This window comes from Mesorhizobium sp. M1342, assembly GCF_040317955.1.
Lineage (GTDB): Bacteria > Pseudomonadota > Alphaproteobacteria > Rhizobiales > Rhizobiaceae > Mesorhizobium.
The window spans coordinates 80458-98955 of sequence record NZ_JAMYLI010000023.1 but is presented as its reverse complement, the minus strand read 5'-3'; the positions used below and the strand labels follow the sequence as shown (position 1 = coordinate 98955).

General features: G+C 63.0%; 20 protein-coding genes. 9 read left to right on the top strand and 11 right to left on the bottom strand.

The window, feature by feature from the left end; genetic code table 11:
- Window positions 1–5: 5 nt before the first annotated feature.
- A complete protein-coding gene (locus tag NKH06_RS23135) occupies window positions 6–2180 on the bottom strand; it encodes a heavy metal translocating P-type ATPase (RefSeq protein ID WP_352894135.1) in 2175 nt (724 codons plus the stop codon).
- A gap of 107 nt (window positions 2181–2287) precedes the next feature.
- Between NKH06_RS23135 and NKH06_RS23130 the strand changes: the two genes are divergently transcribed.
- Window positions 2288–2704 carry a MerR family transcriptional regulator gene (locus NKH06_RS23130; RefSeq protein ID WP_023809674.1) on the top strand — a complete coding sequence of 139 codons (417 nt, stop codon included), beginning with the start codon at window positions 2288–2290 and terminating at the stop codon, window positions 2702–2704.
- A gap of 8 nt (window positions 2705–2712) precedes the next feature.
- Here NKH06_RS23130 and NKH06_RS23125 read toward each other — a convergent pair whose 3' ends face one another.
- Window positions 2713–3270 (bottom strand): GNAT family N-acetyltransferase, encoded by a 558-nt coding sequence (locus tag NKH06_RS23125; protein ID WP_352894132.1) that lies wholly within the window; start codon window positions 3268–3270, stop codon window positions 2713–2715.
- Window positions 3271–3451: 181 nt separating this feature from the next.
- On the bottom strand, window positions 3452–5659 hold the full coding sequence (gene katG / locus NKH06_RS23120; protein WP_352555735.1) for a catalase/peroxidase HPI: 2208 nt from the start codon (window positions 5657–5659) through the stop codon (window positions 3452–3454).
- Between the two features lie 263 nt (window positions 5660–5922).
- Between katG and NKH06_RS23115 the strand changes: the two genes are divergently transcribed.
- A complete protein-coding gene (locus NKH06_RS23115) occupies window positions 5923–6876 on the top strand; it encodes a hydrogen peroxide-inducible genes activator (RefSeq protein ID WP_023809676.1) in 954 nt (317 codons plus the stop codon).
- Window positions 6877–6895: 19 nt separating this feature from the next.
- Here the strand turns inward: NKH06_RS23115 and NKH06_RS23110 are convergent, their stop codons facing one another.
- Window positions 6896–7609, bottom strand: coding sequence for a DNA helicase (locus tag NKH06_RS23110; RefSeq protein ID WP_352864941.1), 714 nt, complete (start codon window positions 7607–7609; stop codon window positions 6896–6898).
- Window positions 7610–8012: 403 nt separating this feature from the next.
- Between NKH06_RS23110 and NKH06_RS23105 the strand changes: the two genes are divergently transcribed.
- Window positions 8013–8996 carry a hypothetical protein gene (locus NKH06_RS23105; RefSeq protein ID WP_128305494.1) on the top strand — a complete coding sequence of 328 codons (984 nt, stop codon included), beginning with the start codon at window positions 8013–8015 and terminating at the stop codon, window positions 8994–8996.
- A 571-nt stretch (window positions 8997–9567) separates the two neighbouring features.
- On the top strand, window positions 9568–10395 hold the full coding sequence (locus NKH06_RS23100) for an NADP-dependent oxidoreductase (protein ID WP_352894130.1): 828 nt from the start codon (window positions 9568–9570) through the stop codon (window positions 10393–10395).
- Between the two features lie 34 nt (window positions 10396–10429).
- Here the strand turns inward: NKH06_RS23100 and NKH06_RS23095 are convergent, their stop codons facing one another.
- A complete protein-coding gene (locus NKH06_RS23095; RefSeq protein WP_352893449.1) occupies window positions 10430–11065 on the bottom strand; it encodes a hypothetical protein in 636 nt (211 codons plus the stop codon).
- Window positions 11066–11350: 285 nt separating this feature from the next.
- Here NKH06_RS23095 and NKH06_RS23090 point away from each other — a divergent pair, with 285 nt between their 5' ends.
- On the top strand, window positions 11351–11791 hold the full coding sequence (locus tag NKH06_RS23090; protein ID WP_128305497.1) for a DUF2267 domain-containing protein: 441 nt from the start codon (window positions 11351–11353) through the stop codon (window positions 11789–11791).
- 60 nt (window positions 11792–11851) lie between these two features.
- On the opposite strand, the gene NKH06_RS23085 is transcribed toward NKH06_RS23090, so the two are convergent.
- The 3 genes from NKH06_RS23085 to pcaD form a co-directional block, all read right to left on the bottom strand.
- Window positions 11852–12001: a hypothetical protein gene (locus NKH06_RS23085; protein ID WP_245273118.1), complete on the bottom strand. Its 150-nt coding sequence runs from the start codon at window positions 11999–12001 to the stop codon at window positions 11852–11854.
- 111 nt (window positions 12002–12112) lie between these two features.
- On the bottom strand, window positions 12113–12358 hold the full coding sequence (locus NKH06_RS23080) for a hypothetical protein (RefSeq protein WP_023809680.1): 246 nt from the start codon (window positions 12356–12358) through the stop codon (window positions 12113–12115).
- 262 nt (window positions 12359–12620) lie between these two features.
- Window positions 12621–13412 carry a 3-oxoadipate enol-lactonase gene (gene pcaD / locus NKH06_RS23075; RefSeq protein WP_023809681.1) on the bottom strand — a complete coding sequence of 264 codons (792 nt, stop codon included), beginning with the start codon at window positions 13410–13412 and terminating at the stop codon, window positions 12621–12623.
- Between the two features lie 102 nt (window positions 13413–13514).
- Between pcaD and NKH06_RS23070 the strand changes: the two genes are divergently transcribed.
- Window positions 13515–14420 (top strand): LysR family transcriptional regulator, encoded by a 906-nt coding sequence (locus NKH06_RS23070; protein ID WP_352555725.1) that lies wholly within the window; start codon window positions 13515–13517, stop codon window positions 14418–14420.
- Between the two features lie 109 nt (window positions 14421–14529).
- Here the strand turns inward: NKH06_RS23070 and NKH06_RS23065 are convergent, their stop codons facing one another.
- Together NKH06_RS23065 and NKH06_RS23060 are read right to left on the bottom strand one after the other, a co-directional pair.
- Window positions 14530–14844, bottom strand: a complete 315-nt coding sequence (locus NKH06_RS23065) for a hypothetical protein (protein WP_352555724.1) — start codon at window positions 14842–14844, stop codon at window positions 14530–14532.
- Between the two features lie 128 nt (window positions 14845–14972).
- Window positions 14973–15422, bottom strand: a complete 450-nt coding sequence (locus NKH06_RS23060; RefSeq protein WP_352894125.1) for a GatB/YqeY domain-containing protein — start codon at window positions 15420–15422, stop codon at window positions 14973–14975.
- Window positions 15423–15700: 278 nt separating this feature from the next.
- Between NKH06_RS23060 and carA the strand changes: the two genes are divergently transcribed.
- The 3 genes from carA (at window position 15701) to NKH06_RS23045 (ending at window position 17635) form a co-directional block, all read left to right on the top strand.
- Window positions 15701–16918 carry a glutamine-hydrolyzing carbamoyl-phosphate synthase small subunit gene (gene carA, locus NKH06_RS23055; protein ID WP_031212679.1) on the top strand — a complete coding sequence of 406 codons (1218 nt, stop codon included), beginning with the start codon at window positions 15701–15703 and terminating at the stop codon, window positions 16916–16918.
- A gap of 70 nt (window positions 16919–16988) precedes the next feature.
- Window positions 16989–17240 (top strand): type II toxin-antitoxin system RelE family toxin, encoded by a 252-nt coding sequence (locus tag NKH06_RS23050; RefSeq protein ID WP_023809686.1) that lies wholly within the window; start codon window positions 16989–16991, stop codon window positions 17238–17240.
- Between the two features lie 14 nt (window positions 17241–17254).
- Window positions 17255–17635, top strand: a complete 381-nt coding sequence (locus NKH06_RS23045; protein WP_023809687.1) for a helix-turn-helix domain-containing protein — start codon at window positions 17255–17257, stop codon at window positions 17633–17635.
- A 47-nt stretch (window positions 17636–17682) separates the two neighbouring features.
- Here the strand turns inward: NKH06_RS23045 and NKH06_RS32060 are convergent, their stop codons facing one another.
- The gene (locus NKH06_RS32060; protein ID WP_502914505.1) at window positions 17683–18480 is read right to left on the bottom strand and encodes an aldo/keto reductase; all 798 of its coding nucleotides are present in this window, start codon (window positions 18478–18480) and stop codon (window positions 17683–17685) included.
- Between the last annotated feature and the right edge of the window lie 18 nt (window positions 18481–18498).

Here is an 18498-nt window from a genome sequence, read left to right as displayed (position 1 = left end):
CCACTTCACCCGCGCCAGCGCAGCAGGCGCATGGCGTTGGCGGTGACCAGCACGGTGGCGCCGGTGTCGGCCAGAATCGCCGGCCACAGGCCGGTGATGCCGGCAATGGTGGTGACCAGGAACACCGCTTTCAGCCCGAGCGCCACACTGATGTTTTGGCTGATATTGGCCATCACCGCCCGCGACAGCCTCACCATCCGCATGACGTCCGTGATGCGGCCACGCAGGATTGCCGCATCCGAGGTCTCCAGCGCCACATCGGTGCCGCCGCCCATGGCGATTCCGATGTCGGCGGCGGCGAGCGCCGGTGCGTCGTTGATGCCGTCGCCGACCTTGGCGACCTTCAGCCCTTCGCGCTGCAATTCGCCGATGATGCGCTGCTTGTCCTGAGGCAACAGCTCCGCCCGCGCCTCGATGCCGAGCGAAGCGGCAATGGCTTCGGCCGTGCGGCGATTGTCGCCGGTCAGCATGATCGTGCGGATGCCTTCGGCCTTCAGCGCCGCAATGCCGACCGCCGCATCCGGTCGCGGCTCGTCACGCAGGGCGATCAGCCCTGCCACCACGCCGTCGGCGACCAGCACCGAGACGGTCTTGCCCTGCCCGTTGAGGCTGTCGACGGCAAGGCGCTGCACTTGCGTCATGTCGGCGCGTTCGCCCGCCGCCGGACCGGAGCCGAGGAAGACGGCGACGCCACCGACGCTGCCCTCGACACCTTTGCCCGAGATCGCCTTCGCCGCCAGAGCCGGCGGCACCGGCGCACCATCAGCCTTGGCCCTGTCGAGGATCGCCATGGCCAGCGGATGGCTGGAACCCTGCTCGAGCGCTGCCGCCAGCGCCAGCACGGTGCGTTCATCGCGGCCATAGGCCATGATGTCGGTCACCACGGGCCTGCCCGCGGTCAGCGTGCCGGTCTTGTCGAAGGCCACCGCCGTGATCCGGCGAAACCCTTCCAGCACCGCACCACCTTTCATCAACAGGCCACCCCGCGCGCCGGTCGCAAGGCCAGCGGCGATTGCTGCCGGCGTCGAGATGACGAGCGCGCAGGGGCAACCGATCAGCAGGATCGCCAAGCCCTTGTAGATCCATTCGTTCCAGTCGCCGCCAATGAGCAGCGGCGGCAACAGGGCAACCAGCGCGCCGACCGCCAGCACCGCCGGGGTGTAGTATCTTGAGAAGCGGTCGATGAAGCGTTCAGTCGGAGCCTTGGCTTCCTGGGCCTCCTCCACAAGCCGCACGACCCGGGCGATGGTGTTGTCAGACGCGGCAGCCGTCACGCGAACCCTGAGCACGCCGTCGGTGCTGACGGTACCGGCGAAGACGGGCTCTCCAGTGCCCTTGCGCTTGGGCGTGCTCTCGCCGGTCACCGGCGCCTCGTCGATTTCGCTCGACCCCTCGATGATCTCGCCATCGGCCGGAATGCGGTCGCCCGGCCGCACCAGGATGATGTCGCCGACGCCGAGCCGTTCGGCAGGAACTTCCGATGTGCCGCTCGCGCGTTCGACCAAGGCCGTCTTCGGCACCAGATCGGCAAGTCTCTGGATGCTCGCCCGCGCCCGGCCGGCTGCGACACCTTCCAGAAGTTCACCGATCAGGAACAGCACCACCACGGCGGCGGCTTCTTCCGTAGCCCCGATCATCACGGCGCCTATCGCCGCGATGGTCATCAGCATCTCGATCGAGAACGGCGTGCCGGCCAATGCCGCCATCAGCGCTCGCCGTGCGATCGGCACCAGGCCGACCAGCAGGGCGGCAAGGAAGACCCAGCGCTCGGCCGCAGGAAGAAGATGGCCGATGCCGTAGGCGGCGAGAAGCGCTGCCGCGCAGGCCAGCGTCAGCACAGCACGGCGGGAGCGCCACCACGCCTGCCCCGGCGCCGCATCGCTGTGATCATGATCAGCATGATCATGATCCTTGGCCACTGAAGCACGCCCATCGGCCCCGCCTTCCGCCTTGACGATGCCGTAGCCCAGCCGCGCCACCTGCCGCAGCACCTTGTCGTCGTTGAGCCAACCGCTGTGGCTGACCGTCATGCTGGCGCCGGTCACCGAAACCGAGACATCGGCGACGCCGTCGAGACGACGCACCGCCGTATCGATCTTGGCCGCGCAGGAGGCGCAGTCAATGCCGCCGATCTTGAACCGTGTCTGCCCGATCGTTTCCTGCTTGAGCGGCGTCGTCATCACATTACCTGCCTGTCTTGCCCGCGCGGCGTCGCCGCATGGGTCTTGAATGCTGATGTCAGGCACTATAATTGCTCTAGTTACTAGAGCTTCAAGGGGAAAATTTCATGTTTTCGATCGGTGATCTCTCGCGTCGCACCGGGGTCAAGGTGCCGACAATCCGCTATTATGAGCAGATGGGCCTTGTCGCCGCACCCGAGCGTTCGGAAGGCAACCAGCGCCGCTATTCCAGGCAGGAGCTGGAGCGGCTGGCCTTCATCCGCCACGCCCGCGACCTCGGCTTCGCCGTTGACGACATCCGCTCCCTGATCGACTTGAGCGGCCACCCCGAGCAGCCCTGCGGCCACGCCGACAAGATCGCCGAGGAGCAACTGATCTCGGTGCGGGAAAAGATTGCCCAGTTGAAGCGACTCGAGGCCGAGCTCGAACGCATCGCCACGTGCTGCAATGGCCAGACGGTCGGCGACTGCTACGTCATCCGCGCGCTGTCGGATCATGCGCTGTGCGCCGATGAGCATGGTTGAGACACATCCTACAGCTCGATCCGGAACCGCAAGCTTTCCGCCCCGCCATAGGCGGCGTCCTCGAAGAAGCGTTCGACGAGCTTGCCGTCATTGGCCAGGATCACCTTGTGCGAGGCCGGATTGCCCGGCTTGGCGGTGATCTCGACGTGAGCCAGGCCGACCGCCCTCGCCTCGTCCAGCATCAGCCGCAGCGCCTCGGTGGCGTAGCCGCGCCGCCGCTTCCACGGCACCACCGAATAGCCCATATGGCCGAGCACATGCGGCGGCAGTTCCGCCGTGCCCTTCTGCCAGCGAAAGCCGATCGAGCCCGACGCCTCGCCATCCCAGATCCAGCGGCGGAAGCCCGGCAGGCGCGGCACTTTTTTGCCGTCGGGCAAGCTGATCGGGCCGCCCTTGGCCTGGGGATTGTCGAGGTCGGCAAGAAAGGCCACGGGATCCTTTTCGATGGCCGCGAGCTGCTCGCGCGTCGCTTCCATCAGCCGCACATTGTCCGGTGACCAGCCGCGCTCGAGCGCCACCTTGTAGGATGGCAGATGTTCAAGCGCGGGTTTGACGATTTCGATCATGGTGCACCGGCGGAGACGCTACGCCGATAAATAGCAGCATTGCCCGGCAAGGCACGGTCCACCAAGGAGCAGCCTCTTACGACAAGGCCGCGTTTCCATCGCTGGAAACGCGGCCCCGATCTTATGTCCTTGGGAGGACTGGAGCTCCGGCGCAGGCGCGCGGGAGTACCCTTATGCGAAGTCAGGCGATGTCGAAGCGGTCGGCGTTCATCACCTTGGTCCATGCCGCCACGAAATCCCTGGCGAATTTCTGGCTTGCATCCGCGGAGCCATAGACCTCGGCAAGCGCACGCAACTGGGCGTGCGAGCCGAAGATCAGATCGGCACGGGTGCCGGTCCACCTGACCGCCTTGGTCTTGCGGTCGCGCGCCTCGTACACCTCTTCCGAACCCGGAACAGAGCCGGCGGCCGGATCCCAGACCGTGTTCATGCTGAGCAGATTGACGAAGAAGTCGTTGGTCAAAGTGCCCGGCCTGTCGGTGAACACGCCGTGCTTCGATCCGCCGGTATTGGCGCCGAGCACGCGCAGACCGCCGACCAGCACCGTCAATTCCGGCGCGGTCAACGCCAGCAACTGCGCCCGGTCGACCAGCATGGCCTCGACCGACATCGGCTGCTTGCCCCTGACGTAATTGCGGAAGCCGTCGACCTTTGGCTCGAGCGCGGCAAAGGAATGCACGTCCGTTTGCTCCTGCGAGGCGTCCATGCGGCCTGGCGTGAACGGCACCTTCACCTCATGGCCTCCGTCCTTCGCGGCTTTCTCGACCGCGGCAACGCCGCCGAGAACGATGAGGTCGGCCAGCGAGATCTTTTTCGCGCCGGTCTGTGCCGCGTTGAACTCCTTCTGGATGGCTTCCAGCTTCGCCAGCACCTTCGACAGTTCCGCCGGCTGGTTGACGTCCCAATCCTTCTGCGGCGCCAGTCGGATACGTGCACCGTTGGCGCCACCGCGCTTGTCGGAATTGCGGAACGTCGAGGCCGAAGCCCAGGCGGTCGAAACCAGCTCGGAAACCGACAGGCCCGATGCCAGGATCTTCGCCTTCAGCGAGGCGATGTCCTGCTCGCCGACCAGTTCATGGTCGACCGCCGGGATCGGGTCCTGCCAGATCAGCTCTTCCTTCGGCACGAGCGGGCCGAGATAGCGGGCGACCGGACCCATGTCGCGATGGGTCAGCTTGTACCAGGCGCGGGCGAAGGCGTCGGCGAACTGCTCCGGATGCTCGTGGAAGCGCCGCGACACCTTTTCGTAGGCAGGATCTACCCGCAGCGCGAGATCGGTGGTCAGCATCGCCGGCGCGCGGCGCTTTGACGGATCGTGCGCATCCGGAACGGTGCCGGCCCCGGCGCCACCCCTTGGCGTCCACTGATGGGCGCCGGCCGGGCTCTTGGTCAGTTCCCAGTCGAAGCCGAACAGATTGTCGAAGAAATTGTTGCTCCACTTGGTCGGCGTCGTGGTCCAGGTCACTTCGAGGCCCGAGGTGATGGCGTCGCCGGCAATGCCGGAAGCATGCTTGCTCGACCAGCCGAGGCCTTGCGCCTCGATGCTCGAGCCCTCTGGCTCCGCGCCAACCAACGACGCATCGCCGGCACCGTGCGTCTTGCCGAAGGTGTGACCACCGGCGATCAGCGCCACGGTCTCCTCGTCATTCATGGCCATGCGGGCGAAGGTCTCGCGAATGTCGCGGGCCGAGGCCAGCGGATCCGGCGTGCCGTTCGGCCCTTCCGGATTGACGTAGATCAACCCCATCTGCACGGCGCCGAGATGGCCGCGAAGTTCACGGTCGCCGGAATAGCGCTTGTCGTCGAGCCACTTGGTTTCCGAACCCCAGTCGACGTCCTGCTCGGGCTCCCAGACGTCAGCGCGGCCGCCGGCGAAGCCGAAGGTCTTGAAACCCATCGATTCCAGCGCGACGTTGCCGGTGAGGATCAGCAGGTCGGCCCAGGAGATCTTGCGCCCATATTTCTGCTTGACCGGCCACAGCAGCCGGCGCGCCTTGTCGAGATTGGCATTGTCCGGCCAGCTGTTGAGCGGAGCAAAACGCTGCTGGCCTGCCCCGGCGCCGCCACGGCCATCGCCGATGCGGTAAGTGCCGGCACTGTGCCAGGCCATGCGGATGAACAGTGGCCCGTAATGGCCGAAGTCGGCCGGCCACCAATCCTGCGAATCCGTCATCACCTGGTGCAGGTCCTTGATCACCGCATCGAGATCGAGCGACTTGAATTCCTCGGCATAGTCGAACTCTTCGCCCATCGGATCCGAAAGGTTCGATTGCTGATGGAGAACGCCAAGATCGAGTTGGTTGGGCCACCAGTCACGGTTGCTCCTGCTGGAGGATCCGTGTGCAACGGGGCATTTGCCGGCGCTGGGATCATCGGTCTGTGCGTCCATGTTCTTCTCCGATCGTGGCTGTGTTGAGCTGTTCAACTGCTGCGTGACAGGGACATAGAAATGTCCCTGGAGGCGGTCCGTTTCATGGCTGGCGCAATGACCATATGCCCGATACGCGACCGAATATGTTGGATGTCCTGTTGCTGCGGGCATGCGCCTCACCAGGCGGTCCCGGCTGCTCCTCATCTTCGTTGCGACTCGTATAGCAAAGCCGTCTGATTAATTTAAGTTGGATTTCCTGATTACAGCGATAAGATGACATTATGACAAACCTGACGCTGAAGCAGTTGCGTTATTTCGAGGCACTGGCGCGGCACAACCATTTCGGACGCGCGGCGGATGCCTGCGCCATCTCGCAGCCCGCCATCTCGGTGCAGATCCGGGAGTTGGAGGAAACGCTTGGCACGGCGCTTTTCCAAAGAGGCCCACGCCAGGTCCGGCTGACCAATTTCGGCGAGGAATTCGCCTTGCGCGTCCGCGACATCCTGCGCTCGGTGGACGAGCTGACGGATCTGGCCCGCGCCTCGCGCGACCGGCTGGTGGGACGGTTGCGCATCGGCGTGATCCCGACGATCGCACCCTATCTTCTGCCTGCCATCATCGGCAACCTCGCCCGCATGCATGACGGGCTCGATATCCACGTGCGCGAAACGCAGACGCAGAAGCTGATCCAGGAACTGGCCGACGGCCGGCTCGATGCGGCCATCGTTGCCTTGCCGGTGTCGGAACCCTCGCTGACGGAAATCGTGCTGTTTGCCGAGAACTTCGTGCTGGTCCGGCCCGGCGAGGATGAGGGAAAGCCGGTGCCCAACCGCGAAATGCTGCGCGAGATGCGGCTGCTCCTGCTCGAGGAGGGCCATTGTTTTCGCGATCAGGCGCTGTCGTTCTGCAACATGCATTCGGCACGGCCGCGCGAGTTGCTGGACGGCAGCTCGCTGTCGACCCTGGTGCAGATGGTCGGCGCCGGCGTCGGCGTCACCTTGATCCCCGAAATGGCCGTGCCGGTGGAGACGCGCTCCGCGGCAGTCTCTATCGCCCACTTCGCCAATCCCCAACCATCGCGGACGATCGGCATGATCTGGCGCAAGACAAGCCCGATCGCCAAACAGCTGCTGCTTATATCCGAAGTGGTTCGCCAGGCGGCCGAAGCATTGCGCGCGCAGCACAGTTCGGCATCGGTTGCACAGCCTCTGAATCTACCGGCAGCGGCCCAATGAAGGCTGGCTGACCGGATCGTCAGCCTGCCGCGTGGAACCGGATTTCGCCCTTGTTCAGGAAGCAGGTCTTGTCGAACAGCGACAGGTCCAGAGGGTTTGGTAACCGCACGTCGCTGATATCGGGAACCGGCTTCCTCGCCGGATCGTATGAGCGATCGATCTGCGAGATGAAAACGAGGATCAATCCCCTGTCGCGGGCAAAGGCCTTCAGCGTGCGGACTTGCGCCATCAGGTCCGGGTTTTCCCGCTTCTGATCGAGCAGTTGCAGATAGTCTATGACCACCAGCGTACCGCGCGCCGCCGCCGCCAGCGTTCTGACGATGTAGTCGGCGCTGATGGCGTCGGAATTGTCGAACACGAACCGGTCGTTGAACCGTGCAGGGTCCGCCCCGATGGCGCGAAACCGGCCCAGCACATCCCGCTGCGTATACTCCAGCGTGAAGAACACACCGCGATGGCCTGATTTCATGGCTTCGACCGCGAGTTCGAGGCACATCAGCGTCTTGCCGTGGCCGGGTCGTGCACCCACCAGAACAAGATCGCCGGGCGCAAGTTGCGCAAACAGTATGCCGGCAGGCGCCGCCTCGGCTGCCTTGGCTGCAAGCAGACTCCAGCTGGCGAAGCCTTCCTGTGCTGCAACACGATCAAGCGCTTCGTGGAGCGGAATTTTGGCCTCGCGGGACAACAGCCTGGCTTGACGCTTCAGATGGTAAACGGGCGCGGACAGCTTCATTGCAAAACCTCCTGGTGCGAGCAGTTTCCGCAATCCCTCCTTATGCCTGGCGCTCGAACAGTCGGTTCGGTGATGAGAGTGCCCTGCATGAACGATGCTTTCCCGGCGGAGGGAGGAGGCGTGGGCTGCGCCAGAATCAGATGATAGCTCAATCCCTGCGTATCGAAAATCGCAGACATTCAAAGATGCGGGGAGCCCGCTGCAAGCCTCGAGCCAGCATCCCGGCGTAGGAGCATTTGCGCGCGTCGATCTCCTTCATGGCTCTTCGTGCGGACTTGCGGAGGGCACGCGTTAACAAAGGGTGCGCTAAACAAGATGTGTTTCGCCTGATAATGCGAGACCCTTTATGATCGATTCCCGGCGGCAACACCGCAAGGAAACGGCTTTGGCAGGAGTTGATCCGGTGCGGTTGAGATTCGTCCCTCTGGGTATCGTCCCGATCCTCAGCCTCCTCGTCGCCGCCATTGCCTTGACGATGTCGGCTCGATCCTTTGCCGCACCATCTGACGTTCCGGCCTGGCTGCAGGCTCACATCGGCAACAGCGACGGCCAGATCTCACAAATTGTCCTCGAACGAGCCCGCGCGCTTTACCGGAAGAAGGTCGCGCAAGGTGCAGTCAAGAACCCCTGCTACTTCGCCATGGATGCGACGCGCCCCAGCGATCTGGGCGATGGCGTTCTGGGGCGCCGCTATTACGTCATCTGCGAAGCCAGCCAGTCGTTTCGCGCGATTTCGTCGGGTCATGGCAGCGGCCGGAATTTGAAAGGCGTTGTCGATTTTTCGAACAGCAAGCGGTGCGCGAAGAATTTCGGCAATGCGATGGATTCGTCGTTGACGGCCGGCGGCGGCTATATCACCCGCGAGGCAAAAACCTCGTTCAAGGGCTATTACCGCACCGCTGCGAAACAGGACGCGGTTTTCCAGCGCACCTTCATCCAGTTCGACGGCGAAGGCGAGGCCGCGAACGCCAGGCAGCGGGTGATCGGCGGCCATGCCGCCCAGGTGCTGCACGGCCTATGCCTGCGCAAAAACCCGAAAAGTTCGCATGCCGACCATGACGGCTTCGTGCCGTTCGGCAAACTGGTCGACTATGCCGGCGGCCGCAGCAATGGCTGCACCAGCTGGTCGCCGGCGGATGCGCAGCAGATTATCCCGATGGTCAAGGACAATCCGACGACGCTCTATATCTACCCGGAATCGCGCGACATCGCCGCGGTCGCAGCCAACCATTCACAGCCGGGCGCCTACTGGAACGCGTCCTGCCTAAAGGAAATCGGCACACCTAAATTCTGGCCGCGAAAGACCCTCGAGCCGATCATCGCCCAATACAGGAAGGATCACCCGGCACCGCCGCCGCAGCCGCTGCCGATCTGCGAAGCGTCTTGAAGTCCGCATCGCACCGCCGCGCCGCTTTATGTTCGGCGTGCGAACCGCATTGATCGGCAGCCCTGCGACCCACCATCAATGATTCAATCCGATCTCCAGGCCAGCGCGCCGGTAGCTCCGGTGCCCCGCCTCTCCTCCTCGATGTCGCAACTCGAAACAGCTGTGTGCATAAGGCCGGATGGATCAAGACTGGCTGAATGCTCTGGCCGAGGAAAGAATTTCCGGCACCACGTTCAGCCGATTGTGGTGGTTGGAACCAACGGCCTGCTACCCAGTTAGAAGGCCAGCAAGTCTGGTTGCAGCCTTGCCGCCATATGAATCAGAACCCGCCGACGCAGTCTACGGCCTAGCAGGATGCCGTCCTTGCGGCGGCGTTGCCCGGCTGGGAAGCCGGTGTGGCTGCCTCCGCAACCTGGGCTGCACAGCCGCTGACGACATGCAGACACCGTCGCCGACAGCCAAACAATAGGAGGTATGCCGACATGAAAGCAGTCCGCATCCACGCTTTGGCGGACCTGAGGTCCTTTCGATCGATCAAGTCCCCTCGCCTCAGCCGCTTGACGACGAGGTTGTGCTCAGGGTCCGCGCCGCAAGCGTCAATCCGATCGACTACAAGACCCGCGAAGGGTCGGTGAGCGAAACCCTGCCGATCACGCTCGGGCGCGACGTGTCCGGCACGGTGGAAATATGCGGTACGCGGGCGCATACGTTGAAGAAGGGCGACCCGTTATTTGCGATGCTTGGTCATGACCGGGGCGGCAATGCCGAATATGTCGTGGTCAAGGCGACGGAGGCGGCTGCGAAACCGGATCGTCTAAGCCATGTCGAAGCCGCGGCGGTGCCGCTTGCCGGCATCACTGCATGGCAGGGCCTTTTCGACCATGGCGGCCTCAAATCCGGGCAACGGGTTCTCATCCATGGCGGCGCCGGCGGCGTCGGTCATCTGGCGATCCAACTGGCCAAGGCCGCGGGCGCGTTCGTCGCGACAACCGTTTCCGCCGAGGACGTCGTTTTCGTGCGTGAGCTTGGCGCCGATCAGACGGTCGACTACAAGAATCAGCGTTTCGAAGAGGTCGTCAATGCGGTCGACCTGGTGTTCGACCTTATCGCGGGCGACACGCAGGACCGTTCCTGGGATGTGCTCAAGCCAGGCGGGACGCTCGTTTCCACTCTTTCCCAACCGTCGCAGGAAAAGGCAAACTTGCGTCGGGCGCGTGGCGTCTCCTATCTGGCCGAGCCGAATGCGGCGCACCTTGCCGAGATCGGCCGCCTCATCGACGCCGGCAAGGTCACCCCCTTCGTGCTAGCCACCTACCCTCTTGGAGAGGTCGCCAAAGCGGAAGAACGGCTGGAAAATGAGCATGTGCGTGGCAAGATCGTGCTTGAGGTTTCCGCCTAGCGAGTTGGTGCTTCTGCAGTCCCTCTCGAACGGGTTATCCGATCCGCGCCTCGCCGTCGCTGTCCGGCAGGTTCGGAAACAGCACCTTCAGCTTGTGCTCCGCGCTTGCCCAACTGCGCGTGTGATGTTGCCAGAGGCACCAATTGCTCACCGCAAAGGCTAGAATGCCAACAGTCACGGCAAGACTGACTGTCGAGCCAATGACAACCTTGAGCATCACGCCGGCAAAGACACCGGCGATGGCACCGTTGACGACATTCACCATTCCTGCGGTTCCGGCGAACGCTTGCCAGGGCCTTGGCTTGAGGCCGACATCGGCCAGCAGAGCCGTTTGGTTGTCATGAGTGGAGTGAACCAGATAGCGCGCCATCGAGGGAGTAAGCTCGGTGTAGTAGTGCCTGATGCGTGCCATGCCGCGGGCGTGGACCATGTCTTCGATGGCCACCTGCACAGCCCTGACGAATGTCACCAGCCCGATGAAGTAGAGGCATGGCAACAGGATCAGGCTGAACAGCATGAAAGGAAGCCCCATCCTTGTCACCTGGGCGACGAAGGCAAGGGCGATCGTGGCGCTGGATACCGAAGTCAGGAACAAATTTGCGCGCTGATTCGCCTCCTGAATCGTCGCCGCCCTGGCGGTCCCCAGCACCAAATGCTCCGTGGTCATCATCTGCAGGAGTTGCTGCCGGTTCTCGCCTTCATCGGTTTTTGTCTTCCTTGCAGGCATCGCAAAAAACCTGTTGCGGGACGCGCTCCCCCCACCCAATCAACTCCTCAAAGCCGCCCACCCAAGGAACGAACTGCTTCGGAAGGGGTTCCAGCGCAACCAAGAGCGGTTCCGTGATCCCGGAGCAGAGCCGGATCACAGACCGAGCCAATTTTGTAGACAGATAGCGAAACGATTGTCCCCAAGCATCGTTTCGAAACCAGACATGAATTTGATGAGGAGGCGATGATGAGCGCTACCGGTTTGGATGTTTTTGACAGGACGCTGCAGACGACCAACATTTGGCTCGACGAGATCATGGACGATCATGGTCCGGATCGGCGGATTGCATGGCACATATTGGGCGCGGTCTTACGGACCGTAAGGGACAGGCTGCAGATCGGGCTTGCGGCCAAACTTGGGGCGGAACTGCCGATCCTGGTGCGCGGCGCCTATTACGACCACTACCGGCCCGCAGCCGAGCCGGACAAAACGCGCTCCCTTGAAAACTTCTCGCAGCACATCGGCGAGGAATTGAAATCGATCCGCCCCGTCGATCCCGAGGAGGCGGCACGCTCGGTGTTCCGAGTTCTTGCACGGCATATTGATCTGGGCCAGTCGGCCAAGGTGCGCGATGCGCTGCCGAAGGAAATCCAGGCGCTCTGGCCCGAGAGCCTCGGCGTCAAATAGCGACGGCAACGACTCTGACGGCCTCCGAGCGGCGCGCCGAGGCTGGCGTCCAGCAGGGCGTCAGTCCCGTAAACGGTTGGCGGCATGATCCTGATGCTGCTCTGTCGCGACCTGCCTGGAGTCCAAACCGCGTTCTTTGGAATGCTGTGCCTTGTCGCGATTGGACAGAACCTTGTTTTCTTCGAGCTTGTCCTTTGGCGTTACGGTCATGGCGCCTGTCCCGGAACCCTTTCCCTGCGAACCTGCTCCGATGTGTTTCTTGCTCCCGCGTGCCATGGGCTGCCTCCAATCTATGACAAATGTTCCAGGATCGGTGCTCATCTAGTCGTCAGGACGGTTTTTGTGATGGACGCTTTCCTGATTTTTGCCGCGAAGGATGTTGCGGTCGTCCGGATCGACGAGGTCCGGTGTGTCGGTTCTCATGTCCGATCCCTTGCGCAGCGCTTCGCGTTCCGCCGCTGATCGTTTCAGATCCGCCTCTGAATCGAAATCCTTGCCGGCGTTCTTTGTGTTTTCCCGCTCTTCAATGATGCGAATTTGTTGATCGTGGGTTTTGCGTCCAGTCATCGCTTCCTCCGGCGTGTTCGTGTTGGCGCTCGAAAGTCACCGGCCACCTCTAAGGTCGGGTCCGAGCCTGCCCTCGTGCTGATAATGGCAAGGTGACGGGATCGTTCCGAAAAGCGTTGAAGACGCTTTTCGCCAGATGGGCTCGGTTCGGCTTAGGCGCTCACGTTGACCGAGGCCGCCGCCCCTCTTCTGAACCATGGCCTCCTTCGAACGTTCGGCGACCACCGGACTGGCGCCGGACGCCTTTCCGTCGCGCTCCAGCTCAGCGCAGGAAATCGACCACAGCCTGGATGAACTCTGCCGGATACTCAATGTTCGACAGATGGACCGCGGGCAGCACGACCAGCTTCGCGCCGGGCACCGCCGCGGCAATCATCTCGCCGTGGCTGGCTGCTGTCACCGTGTCGTGCCGACCGGCGATCACCAGCGTCGGTCGCGGTATCAGTGCTACGGTACGGCGAAGATCGGCGTCGCGAACCGCCGCGAACAGGCCCGCCAGGCCTTGCCGGTCGATAGCCAGCAGCATGGTGCGAAACTCTTCGACCACGGGCTCGTTGGCGGCAACCATCGACGCGGGGAACCAGTTGCTCAGGAACGTCTCGGCGGTTTCCGACATGTCCGGTGCCTGCCGCACCGCGGCAATCCGCTCGTCGAAATAGCTTGCCGGCGAGAGATGAGACGAGGTGTTGCTCAGGATCAGCCGGTCGATCCGCTCGGGCGCGTGGATGCCGAGCCACTGCGCGACGAACCCGCCAAGCGACAGGCCAAGGAAATGTACGCGTTGCAGGTCGAGCGCGTCGAGCAGTTCGATGACGTCGCGGCCAAGCCGGTCGAGCGAGTAGGCGCCGACAGGAACGCTCGATCCGCCATGGCCGCGAAAATCGTAGCGCAGGATACGGAAATGCTTCGACAACTCGCCAACCTGCCTGTCCCACATGTGCAGCGTGGTGCCGATGGAATTCGATAGCACCAGCACCGGCTTGCTTGCCTCGCCGTCGAAGCGGTAGGCGATGCGCGTGCCGTCGCCCGTCGTGACGAAATTCAGCTTGTTCATGATGAAAATTCCTTCTGGAACGTTTGAATGAGGCCAAACGTAGCCGAGGGATAATTTTGTTGATATTACAAAGATGGGACAATCTTTGTAATAAAAACCGACATGACCGAATTTACTCTCCACGACCTTCAATGCTTCGATGCGGTGATTCGCACCGGCGGCTTTCAGCCTGCGGCGGCCGTGCTGCATCGCTCGCATCCGGCGGTGTTCGCTGCCGTCGCCAAGCTGGAGCGACAGCTCGACCTTTGCCTCCTGGACCGCAGCGGCTATCGCGTGCGTGCGACCGAGGCAGGGCTGTCGTTCCACCGCCGAGCGCTATCGCTGCTGCGCGAGCTGGATGGTTTGCGCGTCCATGCCGCCCAGTTGGCGATGGGTGAGGAAAGCGAGATCCACGTGGTGATAGGCGACCTGTGCCCGCGCCCGCATGTGCTGGGCATGCTCGGGCGGTTCTTCGCACAGTGCCCCGGCACCCGCCTGCATCTGCATTTCGAAGCGGTCGGCGGCCCATGGGAGCGTCTATTCGATGACGAAGCCGATCTGATCCTGCACTGGGTCGACAAGGGCGATGCGCGGGTGGAATGGGTCGATCTGTGCAAGGTGTCCTTCATTCCCGTGGTGGCGCCGGGCTTTCTGCCCGAGCGTATCGAGCAGCCGATCACCCTGGACCAGATGCAGGCACTCACCCAATGCGTCATGCGCGACAGCGCCCGCCATTCGCCACAACAAAACTATTCGCTGATCGAAGGCGCGCCGCAATGCCTCGTCGCCGACCAGGGCATGAAGAAGGAGATAATCCTGCAGGGCCTTGGCTGGGGCCACCTGCCCCGCTTCCTGATCGAGGAAGAACTGCATGACGGGCGCCTGCAATCCATTGCCGGCCGCCATCTGCCGGGCCGCACCGACGAACTGGTGGTGGCGCGGCGCCGCGACCGGCCGCATGGGCCGATCGCCAACCGGCTGTGGGATCATATCCAGCAGGAAGCGCCGGCATTGCGCCGTGCATTGTAGCCGAGGAGGCCCGGACAGATACCGACCAACCAGTCGCGAAAGGCGCAAGTGTAAATCGGTCGTTAATGACCGGCCGTGCAATGCTAGGACCTCGGGTCCCGTCCAGCGATCACTTCTTGACATACGCTCCAGGCTGGCGGCCGCTCTTCGGAGCCTTGGCGTCCTTTGAACGCTCCGCGATAGCGGGGCCGGCCCCGGACGTCTTTTCGGTTGCGGCGCTCGGCGTGCCTTGCCTTGGCGGGTTTTGTCCGTCCGACTGGCGGGTTCGGTCTTCCACTTCGCCCACCCGGCGGGTGAGCCCGATGCCGCCGGCGGGCTTCTTGTTGGCGGCCGCATCCTGGGAGAATTCATCGGAAGCGTCGGCATCGGTCTTTGCCGGATATTTCGTCGCACCGGTTTCATAGCGGGTTTCGTTCTCAGTCATGACATCTCTCCAATTGCATGACGGATAAACATCTCGGCGGTATCCGAGTTCCAACTCCTGGACTTCCGGACGGATCTGGGTTCCGGGAGCGCCCGGTCGGCCACCCAAGCGACGAGATGAGCAGCACCCTACTGCAGCAGACCCTTGACGATGCCGCTCGCCTTGCCGAAATCCATCTGGCCGGCATATTTCTGCTTCAGTGCGGCAATCACCTTGCCCATGTCCTTCTGGCTGGCCGCACTGGTCGCGGCGATCGCCTCGCGCGCCGCAGCCGTCACCGCCGCATCGTCCAACTGCGTCGGCAGGAAGGTGCGGATGATCTCCATCTCGCCGCGCTCCTGCGCGGCGAGTTCCGGCCGTTTGCCGTCGTCGAAGGCTTTGGCCGATTCCTCGCGCTGCTGCACCATCTTGGCCAGGATCTGCAGGATCTCCTCATCGCTGGCCGGCTCCTTGCCCGAACCGCGATTGGCGATGTCGCGGTCGTGAATGGCCGCTTGGATCAGCCGCAATGTCGGCAGCCGGTGCTTGTCCTGCGCCTTCATCGCGCTCTTCAGGGATTCGGCGATTTTGCCGCGCATGGTACATTCTCCTTCGATCGGCGCGGACAATAGCGCCGGGGGCGAGCCAAGGCAAACCCTGATATGCCGGGGCAAGCCACTGATTTTGCTAGGCGAAATAAAACATGGCGGCATTTCGCATGATCATTGACCGCTCTGCCCCCTTCCCCTATGTACTGGGCCTTGCATGAACGGAAATTTGACTGCGTGGAGGCCGCGAAAATCGCCGCTTCGCGCCGTTTGCCGCGCAGATGGCCCGCCGGGCCGGTTGCAGCGGGCAGCCCGATAGGAGTGCCGCCATGGCCGAGATGACCGCCGCCTCGACGCCCGCCTGGACCACTGAAAAGCCGACCGCCCTTCTGGTGCTGGCCGACGGCACCGTCATCGAAGGTCGCGGCCTCGGCGCCACCGGCTCCGCCGTCGCCGAAGTCTGCTTCAACACAGCACTCACCGGCTACCAGGAAATCCTCACAGACCCGTCCTATGCCGGCCAGATCGTCACCTTCACCTTCCCGCATATCGGCAACATCGGCACCAATGACGAGGACATCGAGGACCTCAATCCGGCCGCCCGCGCCGGCGCCGTTGGCGCCGTGTTCAAGGCCGATGTCACCGACCCGTCCAACTACCGCGCCGGCGCTGGTCTCGACCAATGGCTGAAGAAGCGCGGCATCGTCGCCCTTTCGGGCATCGACACCCGCGCGCTCACCGCGCTGATCCGTGAAAGGGGCATGCCCAACGCCGTCATCGCGCATGCGCCCGATGGCGTGTTCGACCTCGACGATCTGAAGCGCCGCGCCGCCGCATGGTCGGGGCTGATCGGGCTTGACCTCGCCAAGGAAGTCACGTCGGGCCAGTCCTCGGTCTGGCGCGAGACGCCCTGGGTGTGGAACGAAGGCTTTGGCGAGCAGACCGAACCGACAATGCACGTCGTCGCCATCGATTATGGCGTCAAACGCAACATCTTGCGCCTGCTCGCCGGCCTCGGCGCCAAGGTCACGGTGGTGCCGGCCAAGACCGGCGCCGAACAAATCCTTGCCATGCAGCCGGACGGCATTTTTCTCTCCAATGGCCCCGGCGACCCGGAAGCCACCGGTGACTATGCCGTGCCGGTCATCCGGGATCTGTTGAAGACCGACATCCCGGTGTTCGGCATCTGCCTCGGCCACCAGATGCTGGCACTGGCGCTGGGCGGCAAGACCGCCAAGATGCACCAGGGCCATCACGGCGCCAACCATCCGGTCAAGGACCACACCACCGGCAAGGTCGAGATCGTCTCGATGAACCACGGCTTTGCCGTCGATGCCGACTCGCTGCCATCGGGCGTCGAGGAAACCCACGTCTCGCTGTTCGATGGTTCGAACTGCGGCATCACGCTGACCGGCCGGCCGGTGTTCTCGGTCCAGCATCACCCCGAAGCCTCCCCCGGCCCGCAGGATTCGCACTACCTGTTCCGCCGCTTCGTCAATTTGATCCGCGAAAAGCGCGGCGAGGAATTGCTGGCCGAACGGGCCTGATCCTTTGAGGATCGGCTGTTAGCTATAATATCGCTTAACGCAAAGCGATAAATGTGCGATATTATTTGTTGTGAAGACGATCATCCTTTCAGTATCGGCGGCTCGCGATCTCGATAACCTGCCGGCGGATGTCCGCGAGCAGGTTTCCGAAGGTTTGATCACTTACGCCGTCAGCGGTCGTGGAGATGTAAAGCGTCTTGCCGGCCGGAACGGTTATAGACTGCGTATCGGCCGCTACCGCGTCATATTCGACGAAGACCGCACCACGATTCTCGCGATCTACATCGGCAAGCGTGAAACGACGACCTATAGCAGGCCATAGGACAGGACATCATCATGAACGCCCCGCAAATCATCAAGACCTCAACCGGCGAAGAACTGGTCGTCATCCCGAGGGCCGACTACGAGGCATTGCTGCATGCCGCTGAAGAAGCCATGGATGCTGCGGATGTGGCGATCTACGATGAACGGAAGGCCGAGCTCAAAACGGAAAAGCCCCTGCCCGCTGCCGTGACCATGGATATCCTGCGGGGCTCGAGCCGGCTCAAGGCGCTGCGCAATTGGCGCAACCTGACCCAAGCCGATTTGGCGACTGCTATTGGTGTCAGCCAGGGTTTCCTGTCCGACCTCGAATCCAATCGTCGCAAACCATCGCCGCAGACCAGTGCCATGCTGGCAAAGACGCTGGATATCCCCGGCGAATGGATCGAAACCTAGAGCAATCCCGGGAAAAGTGTGAAACGGTTTTCCGTCCGGGAATTGCGTCAAACAAAGACTCTAGTATCTCGTCCTACGCCACCGGCCGGCCTTCGCTGGCTTCCAGGATGGCGAACCATTGCTGGCGGTCGAGGCTGATCTCCAACGCCTTGACCATGGCGGCCAGCCGTTCCGGCTTCATCGAACCCAGCACCGGCACCAATCGGGCCGGATGGCGCAATAGCCAGGCGATCGCGACGGCAGCCAGATCGCCGGCTCCGATCTCGGCGGCCACCGCAGCAAGCGCTGCCCGCACCCGCGCCTCGCCCCTCCTTGCCGGTGAACAGCGAGCCGCCCCCGAGCGGCGACCAGATCATCGGCGCATAGGCAAGGCGCTGCGCGTGGTCCAGGCTGCCGTCGGTCAATGCGGCCGTTTTCAGCACCGACATTTCGATCTGGTTGGTGGCGAGGGCGAACGGCAACCGTGAGGCCAGCAGATCGAACTGCGACGGCGTGAAGTTGGAGACGCCGACCGCCCTCACCTTGCCAGATGTGACCAGCTTGGCAAGAGCTGCCGCCGTCTCGTCGGCATCCGTCAGCGGGTCGGGCCGGTGCAGCAGCAACAGGTCGATATAGTCGGTGCCGAGATTGGCAAGCGACCGCTCCACCGACGCAACAATATGGCCGCCACCGGTATCGTAGTGCTTCAGCCGGTTGTCCGGCCGGTTTGGCGACTTCAGCATGATATCGCATTTCGAGATCAGCTCGATGCTGTCGCGCTTGCCTTCCCAGCGCGCCAATCCCGCACCGAAGGCCGCTTCCACCTCGTAGTTCCCATAGATGTCGGCATGATCGAAGCTGGTCAGGCCGAGATCGACGGCGGT

Excerpts from the sequence above, each read along its gene's own strand:
- NKH06_RS23045 (WP_023809687.1), top strand. The coding sequence starts at position 17,255 with ATGAACGCCCCGCAAATCATCAAGACCTCAACCGGCGAAGAACTGGTC.
- NKH06_RS23070 (WP_352555725.1), top strand. The coding sequence starts at position 13,515 with ATGACCGAATTTACTCTCCACGACCTTCAATGCTTCGATGCGGTGATT.
- NKH06_RS23110 (WP_352864941.1), bottom strand. The coding sequence starts at position 7,609 with ATGAAGCTGTCCGCGCCCGTTTACCATCTGAAGCGTCAAGCCAGGCTG.
- NKH06_RS23085 (WP_245273118.1), bottom strand. The coding sequence starts at position 12,001 with ATGACCGTAACGCCAAAGGACAAGCTCGAAGAAAACAAGGTTCTGTCC.
- NKH06_RS23115 (WP_023809676.1), top strand. The coding sequence starts at position 5,923 with ATGACAAACCTGACGCTGAAGCAGTTGCGTTATTTCGAGGCACTGGCG.
- NKH06_RS23090 (WP_128305497.1), top strand. The coding sequence starts at position 11,351 with ATGAGCGCTACCGGTTTGGATGTTTTTGACAGGACGCTGCAGACGACC.
- NKH06_RS23125 (WP_352894132.1), bottom strand. The coding sequence starts at position 3,270 with ATGATCGAAATCGTCAAACCCGCGCTTGAACATCTGCCATCCTACAAG.
- NKH06_RS23130 (WP_023809674.1), top strand. The coding sequence starts at position 2,288 with ATGTTTTCGATCGGTGATCTCTCGCGTCGCACCGGGGTCAAGGTGCCG.
- pcaD (WP_023809681.1), bottom strand. The coding sequence starts at position 13,412 with ATGAACAAGCTGAATTTCGTCACGACGGGCGACGGCACGCGCATCGCC.
- NKH06_RS23095 (WP_352893449.1), bottom strand. The coding sequence starts at position 11,065 with ATGATGACCACGGAGCATTTGGTGCTGGGGACCGCCAGGGCGGCGACG.
- NKH06_RS23060 (WP_352894125.1), bottom strand. The coding sequence starts at position 15,422 with ATGCGCGGCAAAATCGCCGAATCCCTGAAGAGCGCGATGAAGGCGCAG.
- NKH06_RS23135 (WP_352894135.1), bottom strand. The coding sequence starts at position 2,180 with ATGACGACGCCGCTCAAGCAGGAAACGATCGGGCAGACACGGTTCAAG.
- NKH06_RS23065 (WP_352555724.1), bottom strand. The coding sequence starts at position 14,844 with ATGACTGAGAACGAAACCCGCTATGAAACCGGTGCGACGAAATATCCG.
- katG (WP_352555735.1), bottom strand. The coding sequence starts at position 5,659 with ATGGACGCACAGACCGATGATCCCAGCGCCGGCAAATGCCCCGTTGCA.
- NKH06_RS23080 (WP_023809680.1), bottom strand. The coding sequence starts at position 12,358 with ATGACTGGACGCAAAACCCACGATCAACAAATTCGCATCATTGAAGAG.
- carA (WP_031212679.1), top strand. The coding sequence starts at position 15,701 with ATGGCCGAGATGACCGCCGCCTCGACGCCCGCCTGGACCACTGAAAAG.